The organism is Bacteroidales bacterium (assembly GCA_013141385.1).
GTDB lineage: Bacteria > Bacteroidota > Bacteroidia > Bacteroidales > Tenuifilaceae > UBA8529.
On record JABFRB010000023.1, the window covers coordinates 65,899 to 87,386 of the forward strand.

The 21,488-nt window shown below is 34.1% G+C and carries 15 protein-coding genes; 8 read left to right on the forward strand and 7 right to left on the reverse strand.

What is annotated here, in order from left to right:
- Positions 1-88: 88 nt before the first annotated feature.
- Positions 89-6,010, forward strand: a complete 5,922-nt coding sequence (locus tag HOO91_14860) for a TonB-dependent receptor plug domain-containing protein (GenBank protein ID NOU18832.1) — start codon at positions 89-91, stop codon at positions 6,008-6,010.
- Between the two features lie 283 nt (positions 6,011-6,293).
- Here the strand turns inward: HOO91_14860 and HOO91_14865 are convergent, their stop codons facing one another.
- The 3 genes from HOO91_14865 to HOO91_14875 all read right to left on the reverse strand — a co-directional run bounded on the left by HOO91_14865 (position 6,294) and on the right by HOO91_14875 (position 10,505).
- Positions 6,294-7,097: a hypothetical protein gene (locus HOO91_14865; protein NOU18833.1), complete on the reverse strand. Its 804-nt coding sequence runs from the start codon at positions 7,095-7,097 to the stop codon at positions 6,294-6,296.
- A 785-nt stretch (positions 7,098-7,882) separates the two neighbouring features.
- On the reverse strand, positions 7,883-9,463 hold the full coding sequence (locus tag HOO91_14870; protein NOU18834.1) for an NAD(P)/FAD-dependent oxidoreductase: 1,581 nt from the start codon (positions 9,461-9,463) through the stop codon (positions 7,883-7,885).
- Between the two features lie 733 nt (positions 9,464-10,196).
- Positions 10,197-10,505 (reverse strand): hypothetical protein, encoded by a 309-nt coding sequence (locus HOO91_14875; protein NOU18835.1) that lies wholly within the window; start codon positions 10,503-10,505, stop codon positions 10,197-10,199.
- 262 nt (positions 10,506-10,767) lie between these two features.
- Between HOO91_14875 and HOO91_14880 the strand changes: the two genes are divergently transcribed.
- Complete coding sequence (locus HOO91_14880) at positions 10,768-11,052, forward strand: superoxide dismutase (protein NOU18836.1); 285 nt, start codon at positions 10,768-10,770, stop codon at positions 11,050-11,052.
- Between the two features lie 80 nt (positions 11,053-11,132).
- On the opposite strand, the gene meaB is transcribed toward HOO91_14880, so the two are convergent.
- Positions 11,133-12,224, reverse strand: coding sequence for a methylmalonyl Co-A mutase-associated GTPase MeaB (gene meaB, locus HOO91_14885; protein NOU18837.1), 1,092 nt, complete (start codon positions 12,222-12,224; stop codon positions 11,133-11,135).
- A gap of 91 nt (positions 12,225-12,315) precedes the next feature.
- Positions 12,316-13,413 (reverse strand): DUF1573 domain-containing protein, encoded by a 1,098-nt coding sequence (locus HOO91_14890; protein ID NOU18838.1) that lies wholly within the window; start codon positions 13,411-13,413, stop codon positions 12,316-12,318.
- Between the two features lie 229 nt (positions 13,414-13,642).
- Here HOO91_14890 and HOO91_14895 point away from each other — a divergent pair, with 229 nt between their 5' ends.
- Both HOO91_14895 and HOO91_14900 read left to right on the forward strand, forming a co-directional pair.
- Positions 13,643-14,887: an amidohydrolase gene (locus tag HOO91_14895; protein ID NOU18839.1), complete on the forward strand. Its 1,245-nt coding sequence runs from the start codon at positions 13,643-13,645 to the stop codon at positions 14,885-14,887.
- Positions 14,888-15,019: 132 nt separating this feature from the next.
- The gene (locus HOO91_14900) at positions 15,020-15,187 is read left to right on the forward strand and encodes a 4Fe-4S binding protein (GenBank protein ID NOU18840.1); all 168 of its coding nucleotides are present in this window, start codon (positions 15,020-15,022) and stop codon (positions 15,185-15,187) included.
- Positions 15,188-15,709: 522 nt separating this feature from the next.
- Here the strand turns inward: HOO91_14900 and rlmD are convergent.
- Positions 15,710-17,122, reverse strand: coding sequence for a 23S rRNA (uracil(1939)-C(5))-methyltransferase RlmD (gene rlmD / locus HOO91_14905; protein NOU18841.1), 1,413 nt, complete (start codon positions 17,120-17,122; stop codon positions 15,710-15,712).
- A 68-nt stretch (positions 17,123-17,190) separates the two neighbouring features.
- On the opposite strand from rlmD, the gene HOO91_14910 reads away from it, so the two are divergent.
- Entirely contained in the window at positions 17,191-18,189 is a 999-nt protein-coding gene (locus tag HOO91_14910) for a metal-dependent hydrolase (protein NOU18842.1), read from the forward strand.
- 20 nt (positions 18,190-18,209) lie between these two features.
- Here the strand turns inward: HOO91_14910 and HOO91_14915 are convergent, their stop codons facing one another.
- Positions 18,210-18,623: a hypothetical protein gene (locus HOO91_14915; protein NOU18843.1), complete on the reverse strand. Its 414-nt coding sequence runs from the start codon at positions 18,621-18,623 to the stop codon at positions 18,210-18,212.
- 101 nt (positions 18,624-18,724) lie between these two features.
- On the opposite strand from HOO91_14915, the gene HOO91_14920 reads away from it, so the two are divergent.
- The 3 genes from HOO91_14920 to HOO91_14930 all read left to right on the forward strand — a co-directional run bounded on the left by HOO91_14920 (position 18,725) and on the right by HOO91_14930 (position 21,478).
- Positions 18,725-19,108, forward strand: a complete 384-nt coding sequence (locus tag HOO91_14920; protein ID NOU18844.1) for a co-chaperone GroES — start codon at positions 18,725-18,727, stop codon at positions 19,106-19,108.
- Positions 19,109-19,269: 161 nt separating this feature from the next.
- Complete coding sequence (locus tag HOO91_14925) at positions 19,270-19,896, forward strand: OmpH family outer membrane protein (GenBank protein NOU18845.1); 627 nt, start codon at positions 19,270-19,272, stop codon at positions 19,894-19,896.
- 328 nt (positions 19,897-20,224) lie between these two features.
- The gene (locus HOO91_14930) at positions 20,225-21,478 is read left to right on the forward strand and encodes a glycosyltransferase (protein ID NOU18846.1); all 1,254 of its coding nucleotides are present in this window, start codon (positions 20,225-20,227) and stop codon (positions 21,476-21,478) included.
- Positions 21,479-21,488: the final 10 nt, after the last annotated feature.

Below are 21,488 nucleotides of genomic sequence, written 5' to 3' on the forward strand. Positions count from 1 at the left end.
TTCGTAGCCCTAAAATCAATATTTTCAGGATAAATTAATGTTTATAACGATTGTTTTATATCTTTAAAATGGATATAAAAAATCTCTTATGCGAATTTGTTTTCTGCTGATACTGTTCCTTTCAACAGTTCTATCATCAACAAGTCAAGATTTAGTAAACTCAAAGAGAGAGAGTTACTACGTCTACGTTTATAAGATTACAAACAAGCAAGCATTCAGCGTTTATCGGCATAAACGTATCGAAGCTGATGAATTGCTATTTAAGCATCTTGTTGACTCATTTCCTGCACATCAATTAAACACAGAACGGCTCAGTCGTGGGCACTATTTATTGGTCAAAGCGCAGTCAAACCAGTTGAAACTAAGCATTCATTCTGAAAATAAAATGACTCCGTTGATTGTGAACAACAACAATGACTTCTGCATGGTAATAGCTGGTACAGAAGGTTTAATAGAGGATGCAATTGTAAGAGTTAGTGGAAAAAAAGTGAGATTTGACAATAAAACTCATACATATCGTTTACCCAAATCGCACCCTGATGGATATCTCTCAATTGAAAAGGATGGGTTTATTGGAATATATCTACTGAGTAAGAATTATAAAACCAATAAAGTAAAATTGGCATTATCTCAAAAACCAATACGTTATGTTTGGATGCCAGTTAGACTTGTAGTTGGATCTCCGTTCGATTTAGTAAGAAGTTTTGTTAAAGGTTACCCTTCGGGTATTTTCTACTACTTATGGAAACCGTTTGGTGATGTTTCTAGAAGCATTAGATATGGAGAACCTGAAGGTTGGATTGCCGCTGTAACCGATTTTGCTGAATCAATTAGTTATGGTGAGCCAGAACCTAGAATGGAAAAACTTTGGTGTTTTTTCAACCATAGTTTTAGACAAAAGAAAGGATTCATAATTTTAAACAAACCCATCTATCGGTTGGGTGATACATTGAAATTAAAGGCTTTTGTTGCCGACTCTAAAGGAGAATTGAAGAATGAAATCCTTGAGCTTTTTGTAAATCAGAAAAAGATAAAAGAGATTACCCAGTATAGAAAAGGTTTTTACGAAACTCAGTTTGTACTTCACGATAGTTTAAATCTTAGGCTGGATCAATCTGCTAGTATTAGATTGGAAAATATTAAAGGGCAATCTGTTGATACCTATTTCAGTTTGGAGGATTACGAATTAAAGAACAATACCTTTAGTGTTAGACTGGAGAAGAAAGATCACTTTCGAGGGGAGAAAAATAGTATAATCTGCACGGGTAAAGATGAAAACGGAAATCCTATTCCTGATGCAAGAGTTGAGGTAATTTTACTGCCAAAAAGGATTAACAAAACACTATCTCCTGAAGTATTCATCCCTGATACGCTATGGAAATACTCTCGTTTATTAGAGGATATGCCTGAAACTTCCATCGCAATTCCCGATTCAATATTTCCTAAAGCCATAATTGATTATTTGGTGAATGTGAGTTTTAAAGATCAGGCTAATGAATATCATAGGTTTAACGAGAACGGATGCTTTATAGGTGATACTTCCAGAATCATAGTTGATCTTAACGGTCAAGATTCTTTAATTGCACGACTTTATTATAGGGGAAAGGAGACGAAAGGCACTGGCACACTAAAGATTGATGATCAAGCCCACCAGAAAATTTCGTACCCTTTTTCATTTAAACCCAACCCAACTAAAAAGGTTTATGATTTCTTTGAAATGAGTACAAGGTTAAAATATTATTTACCTGCTAATTATAGCGATGTTTCGATTTCTGCAACAAGAACCGAAGATTCAATTTTTGTAAACATTGTCAACATCCGAAAATTGAAAGTTGATTATTTCATTTATCGGGGCAATAATGAATATTATAGAGGTGTGTGTGACTCAACTGAAAACTTTGCAAAAAGTTATAGGTCAAAGAAGATTTGCTCCATGTATGTAAGTTATGTATGGGCAGGTGAGGTAATTGGAAACAATTATAGCGTTAATCTTAAGGATGACTTGTTAAATCTTGATTTAATTGCTCCTCCTAATGCGGTTCCTGGTCAAGAGGTGGAGTTTAAAATTGCACTTACCAATAGTAAAGGACAACCTGTTTCGAATGCTGATTTAACAGCTTGGGCTGTGACCAGTAAATTCAAGAAAAATCAGGAGATAAATTTGCCAAATTTTGCAAAAGAACCAAAGGCTCGAATGCTTAGGAATAGATTCTTTGTTAGACTTCCTAATGATGTGAATGTTAACCGAGATTTAGATTTTAAGCGGTGGGGTCGACCATTGGGAATCGATACCATTGAATTTTATAAATTTCTTTACCCTAAATATGGACTTTACATCAATGAGATAAAATCGGATGATAGCGTAACGCTTATATCTCCTTACCTTCATAGCAATGGAAAACCTATCGGTATTCAGCAGATAAATATAAACGGTTGGCCTGTATACTTTGGTTTAGAGCGTGGAAGTAAACCCTACATCTTTAATGCATCGAGGTTTAATAATATTGAATTTATTGCTAAAGACAAGATTTATAAAATTAAAGATTTCTCCCTTAAAATTAATCGTAAAACTATTGTAAACTTCGATGTTTCAAAACCAAATAGTTTAGTAATAATTAAGGAAAAAGATGATAAAGCGCTAAGGCAGCAAATCTATGATGCGAATAGGTATATTCTAAGAGTTAGAAATAGCGGAAATATTAATAGTGTTAAGGGATTTATCATACAAAATCAAAATACCTTTCTTGTACCGTCCGCTTATGCTTATTACAGAGGGTTGAATTTAGCACCAATTCTTTCAAACGACTTTGATTTTACTGCATACGGTAATAATTATAGGATTGGATTTGTTCCAGGCTACGAATACACTTTTGGGCAAAAAGTGGTTGTAATGAGAACCACCAAACCTTTTACCAAATACGATATCAAGTATAGTGTATACAACATTTCATGGGATTTTGAGGATAAATTTCTAACCCGTAAGGATGGTATTAATTTCATTAAACCTAACAGAGATCCATTTAATGCTTTATTTACAGGCACCTATTCAAGCACCTATAATGGAGCTAAGTTGCATTTTGTCAATAATTCAACAATAAAACCAAATGCTATCGTTGTACTTAGCCATTCTGATCCTGGGTTTATTATTTGTGATAAAGAGTTATTTCGTTATGGAAAAAATTATCAGATATCAAGTACAGGCTATTATCGGTTATTTCTATTCTACAACGATGGTATCAGAGCTAGGGACTCAATCTTTATCTCCGCTAAGGGTGAATTTTATATGGAGATAACAGATAGTCATATTGGTAACTCACCCATAAAAAAAGCCCATTATACTGAAGTCTCAAAAATAGTAGAGGGGTTTCCAGTTTCACCATCTGAATTTGCTAATAAGTTATACCATGGATCAATCCCTTTTGTAAAAAAGAATGTTACAATTAGTGAGATTCGCGATAGCAAAAGGGTAAACTACTCGGGAAATGCTATTTACGGAAAAATTACTTCTAATGAAGATGGTTTGCCAATACCAGGTGTTTCGGTAGTCATTAAGGGCACAAACATAAGCACGATTTCAGATATCGAGGGCAACTATCAAGTATATACTTCGAGCGATTCGCATGTTTTGGTATTTAGTTTTGTAGGGATGAAAGATCAAGAGGTTTCAATTGAGAATAGTCCAGAAATTAATATTGAACTTCAAGCAGAATCTATGGCTTGCGAGGAGATTGTGGTTACTGCTTTTGGATATTCTCCCAAATCGTTTTCACTTGCGGGGAAAGTAGCAGGAGTTCAGGTGTCTAGTTCTAATGGTTTATCACAGCCAATTCTAATAAGGGGCTCAGGTTCAATTAGTGGAAGTAATCCCCCTCTGTACGTGGTGGATGGGGTTATTATGTCACAGGAAGAGTGTAGCGCATTAAACCAAGCATCTATTGAATCAATGTCAGTTCTAAAGGGCGAACAAGCAACCAGCTTATATGGCTCTCGTGGAGCCAATGGGGTTGTTATTATCACAACCAAAGGAGGAACAAAACCGATTAGCATCAAAAATGCCTTGGCTGATTCAAGTTATGCTGCTGGGTTGGAAAATGCGAGTTCATTGCGTACAAGTTTTTCGGATTATGCATTCTGGAAACCAACACTGTCAACGGACAAGAATGGTATTGCCAAGTTTAAAACAAAACTACCCGATGATATAACAACATGGAAAACCTATGCAATTGCGGTTGGTAAAGATCTTAAGATGGCTAAAACTCAAGGTACAATAAAAGCCTTTAAACCTGTAATGGCTTCACTTTCATTACCAAGATTCTTAGTTGAGGGTGATTCCGTGTACGTTAAAGGTAGAGTGAAAAACTATTCGGAGCAGGATGAAAAGGTTTCAAGAAATTTCAAGTATTTGAGCTTCACTAAAACCCTCCCTGATAGTTTATTGCATAAGATTATTAATGACTCTACCCTTGTTATTGCTCCTGTTGACGATAGTATATCAGTTGAGTATTCAGCAAAAATTAAGAACGGTATTTCCGATGGTGAACGTCGCAAAATTCCACTAAATCGAATTGGAACACTCGAAACCAAAGGCATATTTGTTTATGCCGATACCGATACAACCTTTACCGTTCCTGATTCTACAATAGGTAAAAACACAACAATATATGCAACATCAGGTAAATATGACTTCCTTAAGTCACTTACAGAATCAATAGTTAACTACCCATATTTGTGTAATGAGCAAGCAGCATCCAAATTAATTGCACTACTAACTCTTGAGAAAGCAGCAAAAATTGAAAATAAACCATTTAAGCAAAAGAAAGATGTTCAGAAATTAATAAAGAAGTTGCTTGAATCAAGAGGAAAAGGAGGTTTATGGGGTTGGTGGAAGGACGGTAACGATGAGCCTTGGGTATCTAGCCATGTTATAAAAGCGTTGCTGATGGCTAAAAAAGCAGATTATAAGTTTGATCTTAATATTAATTCAATTGTAGAATCTCTGAAAAAAAGGTTGGAAGAGGCTAAATATTTCTATGAATTGGTTTCAACACTAGACATTCTAATTGATATCGATAAATCTACTGATTATAAGGTTTACATTGAAAAGGTTGTAAAGGAAAATAAATTATTCAAATATAATGCCTTGATAAATGCCATAAAGGTATCAAGTATTCAGATGAGAGCAGGGCTATTGAAACATGTTCCAGATAGTCTATTTAGGAATACAATCTCAACCTTTGCTGGAGGCGTTTGCTGGGGAAGCGAAACAATTTGGCCGGATGATCATCGCAATATCACTACCGCTGAGATGTATAAACTTATCAAAATGGATAGTTCAAGGGTGGATTGGTTGCGGAAGATTAATCGCTTCTTCTTTATGAACATCAACAACCAATCATACATGAACACCTACCATAAGGCTGTGATTATTGATGCAATTAGTGATGATATCTTATCAATGGGTCTTCAATCAGATCCTAAACTAAGTTTGAGCGTTAATGACTCTATTATCAATGTAAATAAATTCCCTTATAATCTTACAATAACAGCTGGTGATAAGGTTGTTGTTAAGAAGAGTGGAGGTAGACCAGTACTTTTCACATCTTACTCTAAGAAATTCAACAGCAATCCAATCAAAATATCTGATTATTTCAGCGTTGAGACCTTTTTTGACACTAAATCGAATAGGGTAAAAATTGGCAAACCAATAAAGTTAACTGCCATTGTAACGGTGAAAAGGGATTCTCCATACACTATGATAGAGATACCAATTCCTGCAGGTTTTTCATACGATGATAATCAGAAAAAAGGATTCAATGAGGACTATCGAGAAAAATTTAAGGATCATGTTTCCGTTTTCTACAATAGATTATATAATGGAATTTGTATCATAGAAATTACTCTAATCCCTAGATTTACAGGTAGTTTTACGCTTAACCCTGCAAGGGCAGAGTTAATGTATTTCCCAACTTTCTTTGGAAGGGAAGGGGTGAAGAGAATTAAGGTTGAATAAGATATTTACCACATTTGGCACAATAGAGTAAGTAGGGCTTATTTCGGTATATATGCCAAAAATAGTTGTTAAAAACTCATACACCTCTTGTTCTTATTGAGTTTACTGATACTCTATTGGAGGGTGTTTCAATAGATGATGAAAAAAATTTCTTTATAAACCTCTCCACCCATTTGTGAGAGAGGATTTCTAAAGAAATTTTTATGAGATAAAAACAAAATCACCAACTAATTTTGGCATTATTACCCTTATTTCTATTGTGTCTAATGTGGTTCAAATAGATCTATTTACTTGTTAAAAAATCAGAAAACGATTTACTATTTTCCGTAACAACTATTGTATAAAGAATAGCAAAGAAAACAATTAGGAAAACGATTGCTGCTATAAATAGTGAGATGATAAGAAAGGATGTAGTAAAGTAAATGATAAGGTTAATTCCTAACTCCATTAAAAAGGTTACAGGCCCATACTTAATTCCGCTTCGGTAAATTGAACCGCTAAAATCAACAACCATTCCTAAAAGAAGAGTCAAGTATAGAATCCATATTATCCATGCAATACTGCCCATTCCACGTGGTAGAAATGAGGATTTGTAAAATAGGGATTCAATTACCTGATCTTTCCAATAAAGATAAAGTATTGCCGTAAGAATGCCAGTGACAAAGAATATTAGCGGAGATACAGAGATTTTTTTTGCATTAATACCAAATTTGATTTTGAGACGATTCTCGTATCGCATCAATCCTAACTCACTAATAACCCATAGGGTGATAAGTATTATAGAAATAACCCAGAACTGCCATTTCACCCAATCAGCGTTCCTTTCGATAAAAGAGATAATTTTGGGTGCTGCTATTGGATCAATTTCTTTCACATACTCAATGGAAACAAATCCAGTTTGATCACCAACCTTAACCATCACCCAGTATTTATCCGATGCAAGAGCAGTGATTATATCCCCTTTTTTTAGTACACCAATATTTCTCGATAATTGTGTTGGATCAATTCGGATATTCAGAGTATTGGTGGTGACAATATACCTTTCCCTTGCAAAGTACTGGTTTGGTTTAGTACAAGATGCAAACAACAGAATAATTATTAGATAAAGAAATAAGTAATGCTTTCTAGACACCATTTTCCCCAACATCGAATCAGAACCAAAGATAGGAAAGGAAAGTGAAAAGTGAATATTTTAAAGTGAAAAGATAAGAGTGAAAAGAGAGGCAAGTATTTAACAAATTATAAATAGGGGTAAATAAACTTACAAAAACCTTTCCTCCATTATGCAAATTGTCCTGCCCGGTATTGCATTTTTCGATTTACTGTTGCAAAAAAAATTTCCAAACCTTAGGCAGCAATTGTCCATTCAAATTATTTGAACAGCATAACGTACCAAACGCCAACCGTTCCGTGAAAATAGCCAAGGATTACAACTTTGAAAAGGCTCAGAAAAGACCCAAACCTATTAACCAATACTTTTGATTAAGGGTTGATGATGAATCTTTTCAAATATAATTGGTCACCAAAATCAAAGGAGATGACTCGGTAATTTTCATCTCCTTTGAAAATAGTAGGGCAGTGGTTAACAAAATCTGTGACTCTTAATGTTAATCTATTATTTGCTCTTCTTTTTAAATATGCCTATTAAAAGTATAAAGGGGTATGACAAAAGATATAATTGCACAGCAGGACTGAAAGCAATACGTATACATATCCAAAACTCTTTTGGTGTTATATACATTTTTGCTGGCCATGCCCCCATCATTTTACCAGTTACTTCTAAGGAGTGCCCTTTGCGGGACACATTTGTAACCACCATCATTGGCACCCCTTTATCCGAGATTATTGTTAACTTCATAATTTTTCAATAATTTATTCCCACCACTTTTTCAGTTTCAACTCCTCCGCTATAACTTGCACTGCATTATAGCCACATGCTCCGCCAACACTTCCACTTGGATGAGTGCTAGCACCACACATGTAAAGATTTTTAATTGGTGTTTTGTATGGTTTATATTCAACGAATGGGCGCATTACCGTTAGCTGATCTTGACTCATTTCACCATGATTAAATCCACCATGCACCATCGATATCCATTTATTTTCGGTATCTCTAGGAGATAAAATGTATGTTTTTAGAAGTGCAGTATCCATGTTTTCAACATATTGACCCCAAACTTCAATACATCTTTGGGCGAAACTTTCTTTCACTTTATCCCATTCTTCTGGTCCTTTTCCTTTAAGCTTATAGGGTACATATTGCCAACCCATTGCAGTCCCTTTCCCTTTAGGAGCTTGACTTGGATCAACAACCGATGGGTATGCTGTAAACATACGTGGATATTCAGGTAGTTTTTGTTTATTAATATCAGCAAAGTCATCGTATAATTCTTGGGGGTTATCAACCAGCAACACACCTAGGCAACGGTTTATATCAGGATTAAATTCAGCACATTTCCATTTTAGAGGTTCGTTTAAAGCTAGGTGAGTAGTGAACAGAACGGTTTCTTCATGGCGGAAGCGTTTAACTGAGTTTACAAATGATGGCTCCAGTTTATCTTCACCAATTAAGTTTAAGAATGTTTGGTGGGGCTCAATGTTTGAAATAACTAGTTCTTTTGCCTGAATTATTGTGCCATTTTCAAGCTCAACACCAGTTGCTTTTCCATCTTTAACAATAATTTGCTTAACATGGGCTTTTGTTTTAACCGTTCCACCGTTAGCTTCTAAGCATCGTACAAAAGCATCTGCAAGGTTACTTGATCCCCCTTCGCATATTGCCCAGCCATGTGGCTCATGAGTTTCACCAAGCATCATCGGTACAAACACCCCAAACCCATAGGTTTCGGGCGAACCGCCAAATTCCTTGATAAAAGCAAGCAGGAATGATTTTATTTCATTCGATTCGAAAAGTTCATTGACAATGTTTTTGGGGCTAGATAGTTGCATCCTAAGCATATTTAACCCTTCAACACTACTTTCCATGGCCATTGCTGCAAGGGAAGTTGGTTGTGGCGGATTAAAAAACCAAGGGCCAATCATATTGTCAAGAACAACCCTGAAATTAGTTGCTAGTTGTCTGTATGTTTCTGCATCCTTTTCCGAAAAACGTGCGATTTCCTTACATGTTTTTTCAAGATTTCGATAAAATACAAGACATTTCCCATTGGTAAATGCAGCTGCAACTTGTGCATCTGGCCAGATGTACTTTGCGCCATATTTCTCCAATTCAAGATCCTTATAAACGGGTCCTAAATGAAGTATCCCATGAAAAAGCGAAGCTAGGTTGTGCTTAAAACCGGGCAGAGTTGCCTCTTCGGTCCAAACGCCTCCCCCTGCTTTTTCTAATCGCTCAAGCACGAGTACTTTTTTTCCTGATTTTTGCAGATAACATCCAGCAGTAAGACCATTATGCCCACCGCCCACAATGATAACATCATATTCATTAACCATTTTTTATCCTCCTTATTTTATAGATTATTATTATTCAAATATAGTATCATTTACGAAAGATAATACACGTTGTAAAATATAGGTAAAATCTGTCAAAAATAATGGCTAAAATAGATCTTCAATTGTTTATGATTTAAATAATTACAATATTGAAACAAATTGAGTATTAAATTTCAATAAACAAAAATGGTTCATTTACAAAGAATAATGACGACAGAAATATGTGTACAAGACTTTGAGGTAGACTGTTTCCAACAATTACAAAATAAAATGAGTATTGAATTATTGTAAAAGGAAGATAAAATACTAAAAGAATAGATGTTGTATTAGATAGCTATTGAAGTCAGGTTGATGTGTTAACACATGTTTTTTCGTTAGTAAAGTTTTACTTTCCTTTTCGAAAAAGATGCTAGAAGAAAAAAGAGCCACAATTCATTTTAATTTGTAGTGGCGAAAGAAACCACTCCAATGCAGTTGTGTATTAAAAGAAATTATTGATTAGCAAGCCATTGAGTTTTGCCACTTTAGCGCATGTGTTTAGCATAGAGTTAAAATTGACTTTTGTTGATAAAAAAATCACCTCAGCGGGTTTGTTGAAGAAGTTGAATCAGAAGAATTTCACCTATACGATTCATTCGGATAGTTCAACATTACTCAATCCTATTCTAAAGCCCTAAAACATTGGTGAATCTATAGTGCTTGATGAGAAGATGATAAACAGCCTTTTATTACTTTAGTACATCTTATTAATCATTAAACACCACTGATCACGATTTTTTACTAAAAATTTTAACTCCTTACCCTCTTTGGTTATAACATTTAAGCCATTTGGTATTATTTTCCAAGTGTTAAAAAACATTACCTCTTTTATTTGATTTGGCAATATTTCAAAATCTATATGTTTTTTCTCATCTGTCATCGTTTTGAAATATATTCTTTGATTGGTAAGTATTAATTTTCCATCAACTTGTGCAGAACTATCATAATAACTTGTATTTGCAGCCTTCAGCACGGTTTCATTTTCATAAAGTTTTACTGTCATAATTGTATGATTTATTAATTATTTTCTTTCATATCCTATACCACAATTCATATTGCGTTGATTATTTGAATTATATATTATTTTTGATCTTTAAAATACTGTTCGATTATGAACATGGGTTGTTCGGTTTTAATTAATCTCTTGATATAAGACTAAGAAATTTTAATTTAGTTACAACTTCTTAGCACTTCTTATCAAAGAATAAAGATAGATGATTTTAGTTTATATTAGAATTTGGTATAATCCCCCAAACGCTTCTATTATGAAATACTTAGCTATTGAAATAGAAAATGCTGGTGTTGAAACGTCGCATTTTACTCCTCATCTCAAAAATGAATCATTAAAGGTACTTGAACTCTACGAAAAAGGAGTAATTCGTGAAATTTACTTTGATCAGTACCACTGTGCAGTCCTAATATTGGAATGTAATAGTCTTAATGAAGCAGAAAAAATTATTAATTCTCTTCCTCTTGTTACAAATGGTATAATACATTTTGAAATCAGAGAACTATCTCCCTACACTGGTTTTTCAAGGCTACTTCAATAAAAATTAAACATAAAATATTAATTATAAACCAGATAGTATATATTGATAAACCGCCAATAATTTTAAAAACTCAAGATATTTTAGGATTTTGATGAAAAATAAATTTCAAGTAATTCCTTAGCTGCGGTAAAAGAACTTAACTTATCTAATAAGACTTTTTCTTCTTTTTCTTTCAAGTTCTCTTGAATTGATTTTGAGTTGTAGAAATTACCTCTTAGAGCTTCATTAATTGTTTCGTACATCCAATATTTTGCCTGATTTCTTCTCCGATTAGTAAAGAATCCATTACTATTGGTAAACTTTAAATAATCCTGAATATCATCCCACAACTCAACTATACCCATCATATCCCTTGATGAACATGTGGACACTCTTGGAATCCATCCCGATTCTGAGGGAGGGAATAGGTGTAATGCGCTTTCATACTCTACTTTGGCCACTTGTGCTTTTCTAGAGTTATCGCCATCGGCCTTAGTGATAGCAATCATATCAGCCATTTCCATAATTCCTCGCTTGATTCCCTGGAGTTCATCCCCAGCCCCAGCCAACATCAGCAAGAGAAAGAAATCGACCATTGAATGGACTGCCGTTTCACTTTGCCCAACACCTACCGTCTCAATAAAAATAGTATCAAAGCCAGCAGCTTCGCAAAGGATTATGGTTTCACGAGTTTTCCGAGCAACACCACCTAGCGATCCTGCCGAAGGGGATGGTCTAATAAAAGCATTTGCATCCGTACTCAGAGTCTCCATCCTAGTTTTATCGCCTAAAATACTACCTTTGCTACGTTCGCTACTCGGATCTATTGCGAGAACAGCTAACTTATGCCCTGAATTTGTAATAGTTGAACCTAGGGCTTCGATAAAAGAACTTTTCCCAACACCAGGTACTCCTGTTATTCCTATCCTCATTGAGTTGCCAGAATAGGGTAGGCATTTTTCAATAACTTGCTGACCTAATATATGATGCTCGGGTAGCGAACTTTCAATTAAAGTTATCGCTTGGCTGAGTAACGTTTTATTTTGAGATAGAATACCTTCGACATATTCATCAGCACCTAGTAGTTTTTTCTTTCTGGCTTTAAACTTATTTGCGGAGTCATGATTAATTGAAGGAGGAGGATCTATTCCTGGATTAACCTTTAATGCACTTTTAAAATTTTTATCAGACATTTCTATAAACCTTTATACCAATACCAATTTGAAAATTATAAAAATAAAAAAACTATTACTTTGCTCATAAGCTCATTGTAATCTCATAATCCTATTTAGGAGTTCCGTTTATCATTCCGCTTATCCGAATGACTACTGTAGGGTTAACAGGATCGTTGGAAATAACAGTTATACTTTTAGAATTTCTGCCACTTAACCCTTTTGTTCTAACCGATGCTTTGAAGGTACTTGTTTTGCCTGGTTTTATTACTTTATCGGATGGTTCAACTGTTGTACACCCACAACTTGATTTAAATTTTCTTATAAGCAGATCACTCTTTCCTATATTTGTAAAAGAAAACTCATATTCAACAATTTGACCTTCATTTATTTGTCCAAAATCATAGTCTGTTTTAGCAAATTCGATCTTTGGTGCATTAGTACGTTGTTCATCTGTTAAATTGGAGAAATTTTCTTCTATACTTGCGCTAATATTTATCAAACCACCATTAATATCCTTGTCATTTTGTGTTAAATTAAATCTATCAATAACAAAACCCCAATCATTTCGCTTTTTGGCATCAAACTTAACAATCATAAGTCCTTTTTCGTTAGGCTTTAGCGTCTCTGGAACAAATTTGACACTTAAATGTGGCAATCCATCTATCTTACACCCAATTTTGATGGGTTCATTAGTAACAGATATAAATTCAAGCGTGTCAACCTTGGGATTATCTACAAAAACTCTATTGAAAGAGAGTAGGTTTGTTTTAAATCTAAACCCACCAATTAATCGGCTATAAATTTCCTCAGCGGATTTTGGCCTCTCTTGCACATTTCCTTTTATCTGTAAAATTACAGTCTGAGTTTCGGCGTTTGAGTATACAGTAATCATTTTATCAAAGTTCCCCGGTCTATTCTTAGGGTTATAGGATATTTTAATTATTCCACTTGCCCCAGGTGATAATGGTTCTTTTGACCAATCAGATGTTGCACAATCACAAGAAGTTATTATTCGTTGAATTATTAAGGGACTTTTACCAGAGTTTACAAATTCAAAACCATACGACACAATTCCATCTTCCTCTTTTATTGTCCCAAAATCGTGAGTTGTCTTCTTAAAAGTAATCAAAGCATTTTTTTGTTGTGCAATGGCTGAAGATGCTACCGCAAAGGCCAAAATCATTGAAAATAAATATAATTTTTTCATGTGCTTGTTTTTTATTTTTTAAGGCCACATGGAAAATACCATGTGTAAACATTCTCGTTTGTTGTAATATTTATTTCTAATGGCTATTTCGTGTGTGTGCGAATTGGACTCGTTAGATGTTATAGATATTACTGCATCAAAGGTAAAAAAGATTTTAGCGGTTAACAAAGTAAATCAGTTAAGATGAAATGATTTGAGTTTAATTTTAATTACTTAAATATCTATTTATATGTGTTATTCATTTTTCCTACATTTGCTAAACCTAATAATTTCTGATTCAGTGGAAGAACTCTTAGATTCAATTAAAAAGTACTCCGAAAGTTTATTCGAACAGATTCGAAGTTTTCGGCAGTATTTGCATGCAAACCCAGAACTCTCTTTTCAGGAGAAACAAACATCATTATTTATTGCTAAGACTTTAAGAGATAATAATATTCCCGTTTTTGAGGGAATAGGTGGAACTGGAGTAATTGGAATAATTGAGGGTCAAATAAATGGCAAGACAATTGGCATTAGAGCCGAACTCGATGCGCTACCAATAGTCGAAAACACTTCACTCGATTTTTTATCAAAAAATGATGGAGTGATGCATGCTTGTGGTCACGATATCCACATGGCCTCATTACTTGGAACGGCAATAATTGTAAACAAACTAAAAAGCAGCCTTACAGGAAAAATAGTACTGGTTTTCGAGCCGGGTGAAGAACAAATTCCCGGTGGAGCTAAGCAAATTATTGATTCGAATATCTTCCAGCAGAATATTCCTGACATAATGCTAACATTTCATGTTCTACCAGAACTAATTTCTGGTAAGGCTGGCTTTCGAGAAGGCCAATATATGGCCTCTGGCGATGAAGTGTATATCATTGTAAAGGGAAAGGGCGGGCATGCAGCTTTACCAAAAACAACGGTTAACCCTATTGTAATCGCATCTAATTTGATTTTAAATCTTAAAGAATTTATTGATAAGGAAACTCCTCCGGCTATTCCAAGTATCCTATCTTTTGGGAAGTTTCAGGCTAATGGGGCAACAAACATAATACCTAATGATGTACATATCGAAGGTACTTTTCGAACAATGGATGAGGATTGGAGGCATAAAGCGCACCATTTAATCGAAGAGATATCAAAAAAGACCTGCATTGACCTAGGAGGCGATTGTGAAATTGAAATAAGAAAAGGTTACCCCTCTATTTATAATAATCCAGAACTTACAAGGAAAGCCAAAATTTTGGCAGAGCAATACCTAAACCCTTCAAATGTAATTGATTTGGAAAGAAGAATGACAACTGATGACTTTGCTTATTTTGGTCAAACAATTCCATCCGTTTTTTTTCGCATGGGTGTGGGATTTGAGAATAGCTGTAATTTTCAACTTCATAGTTCAACTTTTATTGCAAACGAGGAGGTTCTAAAATATTCTTCTGGTCTTATGGCTTGGATTTCTTTTAACTTACCCAACAAAATCGACTAGTAAAGCACTTAGAAATGATATAATTATTATTAATCAGAGGAAAATGTTCGTTTTTATTTTTGGTTTTGATAAATGAATATAAATTTGTGCTCAAATTTCAGAATTTAAGTTTAACCAATAACAAATAAAAAAATGGCATACGTAATTTCTAAAGACTGCACCGCTTGCGGTACCTGTATTGATGAGTGTCCAGTTGAGGCAATTTCTGAAGGTGATATCTATAAAATCGATCCAGAAGTTTGTACCGATTGTGGTTCATGCGCTGATGTTTGTCCAGTTGAGGCAATTCGTCCTGCATAACTCAAGGGTTGTAGTTTATTTATACCCATAAATGAAAAGTCCGTGGCTAATGTCACGGACTTTTTTACAACCCAGTTTATAATTTTTAGATTAACCCAAGAACAATTTTTAATAATTCGGATACCTAACAACAAACAGCACCCTTTTTTTTAATCCTTTAATAATGTTAAGCCCAACATTTCAATTACAATTTTCGATAAATTTTTAATCTTTTTTCGTGAAATTTTTAATAATAAAAGTATTTCAATTTTGGGTTGTTGTAATTTTTTAAAAAGAAATTATTATAAAAAAGTTATTCGATTAACATATGGTTGACCAGATTTGTGCCAAATCAATTTAATGACTGGTTATCAATAATATAATATAATTTAATGTTTTTACATTCTTAGAAAATTGAACGAAATCAAACATTTAGTGTTCGTATTCGAACGATTTGGAGGATGCAATCGAAATTACACTACAATAGCAATCTAATATCTCAATTCATTGATTATGATAATCTTGTAATCAATGAATTATCTACTAAGCCGAAATTCTCTCAAGGAGAACAACATTTTCAACATGGTGAGTGTGTGGAAACATATCTACAGGCTGAACTTTTATTACTGAATAATTTTCACCTAAAAGGGCTATATCTCTTGCCTGAGTTGCAGGATTGCAGCTAACGTATACAATTCGCTTTGGGTTAGCATGTATTAACGCCTCAACAACATCTCCATGAATGCCTGCTCGGGGTGGATCAAGAATAATTACATCGGGGTAGCCATGAAGTTCAAAGAATGATTGATTAAGAATATCTTTAATATCACCGGCAAAAAAGTTAGCATTGGCAATCCCATTTATTTTCGAATTTTCTATTGCATCCACTATCGCCTCAGGAACAAATTCAATCCCAATAACCTTGATTGCGCTTTTAGCAATAAATTGAGCAATAGTCCCAGTACCTGTATATAGATCATATACAAGTTCATGACCTGTTAAGCCTGCAAAATCCCGTGCAACCTTATATAAAGTATACGCTTGATCGGAATTTGTTTGATAAAATGATTTCGGCCCAATTTTAAATTGAAGCCCCTCCATCTCCTCAAAAATAAAGTCATTACCACTAAATGTATGTACTTCAAGATCATTGATGGTATCATTTACCTTTGAGTTTACTACGTATAGCAGCGATGTAATTTGAGGGAAAAGGTTTTTTATATGATTTAAAAGATTATTTCGAATTTCAATATCATCATAAAAAAAGGAGAAAATAGCCATTACATCGCCAGTAGAGGAGGTTCTAATAATTAAATTTCTTAACAATCCCTCCCTTTTCCGAATATCATAAAAGGTGATTTGATGTTGAAGGGCAAATTTCTTTACCTCAAGTCTAATTGAGTTCGAAGGTTCTGGTTGAAGGTAGCAGTTTTTAACATCAAAAACTTTATCGAACATGCCAGGGATGTGAAACCCTAAAGCAGGTTCAATTGGAATATCAGCTCCAAGGGATATCTCTTGGTTAGTAAGCCATCTGCTCTTACAAAATGTAAACTCCAGTTTATTCCTATAATAGGTAGTATTTTTAGAACCAATTATTGGGTTTATCTCCTCAATATTTATCTTTCCTATCCTTTTTAGCTGATCAAATACCTGACGTTGTTTGAAATTCAACTGTTCTGAATAGGGTAAGTTCTGCCATTTGCATCCTCCACACATCCCAAAGTGTTCGCAAAATGGTTCTGCCCTTAATGATGAATACTCGTGATATTGGGTTATATAACCCTCCATGAAACTTTTCCGCTTTCTTACAATCTGTATATCAACAATATCGTCTGGAACTGCAAATGTTACAAAAACCACTTTATTGTTTACCCGTGCTAAAGCTTTACCTTCTGCTGCAATATCCTCAATTAAAATACGCTCTAACAAAGGATGTTTTCTATTTTTAACCACCTTTTACTACTTTTGGAATCAAACAAATGTTATATAAAACTGTTTTGCTTGCAAAGTTAGTATAAAACATGGACTCATTAACACATATTGTTCTTGGTGCTGCTATTGGAGAGGTTACTTTGGGTAAAAAGATTGGCAATAAGGCCCTTCTTTATGGAGCATTCCTTGGTACAATTCCAGATCTGGATGTTTTTATCACCCCTTTTTTAAACCCAGTCTCATCGCTTTTTTTTCATAGAGGTATTAGCCATTCTCTGCTCTTTTTGGTGTTTATAGCTCCAATTGTGGGATGGATTTTATCGAAGATTGAAAAGAAGCATTCAATTGAACTTAAAGAGTGGATTCTATTCTCTCTTTTTCCTCTGCTATCCCACATTTTTATTGATTGCTTTAACACTTATGGGACTGGAATTTTTGAGCCTTTTAGTAATATTCGAATTGCCTACGATACAATGGCAATAATCGATTTTATATTTCTTGCACCTTTAACTATTGCGGTAATTTGGGTGATGTTTTATCAAAAACAAGATAGGATTAGAAGAATTATAATGTGGATTGGACTTGGACTCTCAACTGCTTATTTCTTCTTTACAATTGTTAATAAAATAGATATTGAATTGAAAATCAAAAAGCAACTGGCAAGTAGTAATATTCAATATAACAGGCTGCTCACAACCCCTGCTCCGTTATCAAATTTTTTATGGTTAATAGTCGCAGAGAATGATAACGGGTACAATATTGGGTACTATTATCCAATCAAAAATAATGATGTGAAGTTTAATTTTCAGGCACGAAATTCCGAATTACTCGATTCACTTTTAGAAGATAAAAATTTACTAAACTTGCTGCGCTTTACCAAAGGTTTCTACATTGTTGAAAAGGATATTTCGGGTAGTTTATGGCTTTATGATATAAGGTATTGTGGACTCGACTTTGAAGATACTAATTCACACGTATTTTCATTTAAACTAAAGCAAAATCTGACTAGTGTTGATATTTCGAGGGCGCATCCAAATAGAAAAATCAACCTAAAAACAATTATAAATTATTTTGCAAAGGTATTCTAAATAAAAAAACAAGCTAGAAATCATTTTTTGCCCAAATCAAACCACTTAATTGCCTCCTCTTCCGTACTAAAAAATTTAAGCGGGAGTTTATATGCATTTGATGCTTGAAGAATTAGGTTCAGGTAATACTTTTTAAAAATATTACCATCAAAAACAACCGCAGCTTTTTTCAAACCTTGTTTAACTCCTCTTGGGAGCGCTACTACCTCGAACCACTTTCTACTTTCAGGGCTAACAATGCCTTGGTTTAAAATATTCGACAAGTAATTCTCAATACGAGGTCCTTCTTTTTGTTGAAAATCCAAAGCCTTTTCAATGGCTCTTTGATACTGTTCTTTGCTAATCGCCCCATTCCATACAACTTTTATCATTTCTTGCTTAGAATGATAAGTAATTGTTGCGAAATTCTCCTGAAAGATTACAATTTCACTCATTTTCGAACAATATTTAGGTAAGATTTAGGCAAATATAAAATTAAATTAACAGAAAATAATATGCCAATATCTACTATTTTTGTGTTTTCAAACTAGTTATTATGTCGCTAATACTCGATACAAAAGATATTGATAAACTCATTGTTGTAGGAGACAGGGTGCTAATTAAACCCAAAAACCCTGAAGAACGAACAAAAGCAGGATTGCTTTTACCTCCCGGGGTTCAGGAAAAGCAAAAGGTACATCATGGATATGTAGTCAAAGTTGGCCCTGGCTATCCTATTCCAGCAATAAATGAGTTTGATGAATCGTGGAAGAGCAAGAAAGATGATGCAAGGTATTTTCCTCTTCAAGCAAAAATAGGTGACTTAGCTGTGTACCTTCAAGAGAGTAGTATTGAAATTGAATTCAATCATGAGAAATATTTTATAGTACCTTTTTCATCCATTCTTTTGCTTGTTAGAGATGATGGATTATTCGAATAATACCTATTCTCAATTAGCTAAAAAATGTGATGACTCGATAATTTGTTTTATTTTCTCTTATATTTGCGGTAAATGAACTTATAGTAATTCCGTTACCTTAAATTGATTAAAGAAAAGTTTATTGGTTACGGATTAAGCTTGTAAAATAAATAACAATTATAATGAAAAAAATTACTTTAGTAGTCAATGTTATAGCAACAGTAGCAGTTGTAGGTTTATTATCAAATTGCAAATCGAAGAATAATGAAACGTCAACTAAAAACAGTAGCGAGAATATCTCTAATGTTAAGCTAACAAATAATTTTTCAGCAGCTTGGGTAAATATTGATACTCTTATCAATAATTACGACATGTATTATGATATGCAGAAAGAACTGGAGGAGACTGGACGTAAACTTGAAGCTGAACTGAATTTAAAATCGAGAGATTTTGAAAAGCAAGCTGCCGATTTTCAAGACAAAGCACAGAAGGGATTAGAAACTCGAACAAAATTACAGCAAATACAGCAGGATTTAGCAGTTAAGGAACAGGAACTTTATCGTTTACGCGATGAACTACGTGCCCAACTTAACGATGAACAACAAGTTAAACTCCGCCAAATTCATCAGAGTATCACTGAATATCTTGCGCTATACAATAAAGATAAAGGTTATTACCTTATTTTTAGTAGCACATTTGGTGGGCCATTACTTTACGGTCATCCTTCAATTGATATCACAAAAGAGGTACAAAAAGGTCTTAACGAAAAGTATTCAGCCGAACACAAATCGAATACTTCAAAGAAATAATTAATCAATACATTATAACCCCTTTCTCTTCATAAATGATTGAAAAGAAGGGGGTTTTTCATTTTTTTCTTGTCATCAGAGTCTATCCATAATATCAGAAATTTATACCTAAATTGAATATCGAACAAGGATTAACGATTTTAGAAGATTTCTAAAAACTAACTGATTATGAAAACATCAGAAACCTAGTGTTTTTTTTGCAAGTTCGCCTAAGGAAGATGAGTTTACGAGTTCGGCGAAACCAATCATAAATCAAAAATCGTTAACCCTTGTTCTTAAATCAAAATACAGTTACTTTAAAGATAAACTCTAGTTAGAAAGCAAATTCATGATAGGGTACTTTAGCAAATATGGAGAATATAAACCTTTTATTAGCGATTTGCCTAGTCAAGATCTTGGATTGGTGGTTGTAATTCCAACATACAATGAGCCAAATCTTAAGGAATCTCTACAATCGCTATTGAGTTGTAAAATACCTAATTGTTCTGTAGAGGTTATATCTGTTATAAACTATCCAATTGAATCGTCCCAAGAGGTTATTGAAAATGCATATTTTTGCATTGAAAAAGTTAAAGATGTTAATCAACTCTCATCAAATCCAAGGTTAAAATTCAGCTATATTTTAGCAGCTGATTTACCTAAAAAGCAAGCGGGTGTTGGTTTGGCTAGAAAGATTGGCATGGATGAGGCTGCTTGGCGTTTTTTCAGTATCAACAACCCCAAAGGGGTAATTACTTGTTACGATGCAGATTCTGATTGTATGACTAATTACTTGGTGGAACTTGTGAATCTTTGGAAGAATTACCCCAAAACTCAGGCCTGCTCAATTCGATATGAACATCCAATGAATGGGACTGAATTCGATGAGTGCATTTATAAAGGAATAACACTCTACGAATTACATCTCCGGTTCTATAATCAGGCGAGTAGATTTATTAAATTCCCATTTGCATATCATACAATAGGTTCGAGCATGGCTTGTTCTGTCGAGGCATACGTAAAGTTTGGAGGAATGAATCGCCATCAAGCAGGGGAGGACTTCTATTTTCTTCAAAAAATAATACCCCATGGATATTTTCGTGAACTCAATAGTACATGTGTTTATCCATCGCCCCGCCCATCATTTCGAGTTCCCTTTGGAACGGGTAGGGCAATGACCAAATATCAACAAAATCCAGAGGAATCAATTTTAACCTATAATTTTAACTCATTCTTAACGCTTATTCCACTTTTCGAAAATATAGACTTCTTTTACAATTCTGAAAGTCAAATTATTGAGGAGTGGGCTATCAATTTACACCCAGCCTTAGTTCTATTTTTATCAAACTATAGTTATCTTCAAAAAATTGCTGAAATCAAAGCAAACACTGGCAATCTGGAATCATTCCGTAAAAGATTTTTCTTTTGGTTCGATGCATTTATGCTACTTAAGTACTTAAATTTTGCAAACGAAAATCATTTTCAAAGGAAACCAGTTGAGGAAGAGTCTATAACTCTTGCAAATAGGATAGGACTTAAGCTGCCTGAGAATCCAAATCCCATTGACATACTTAAGTCCTACCGCGAAAAAGAGAATCACTAAAATTCGTCAG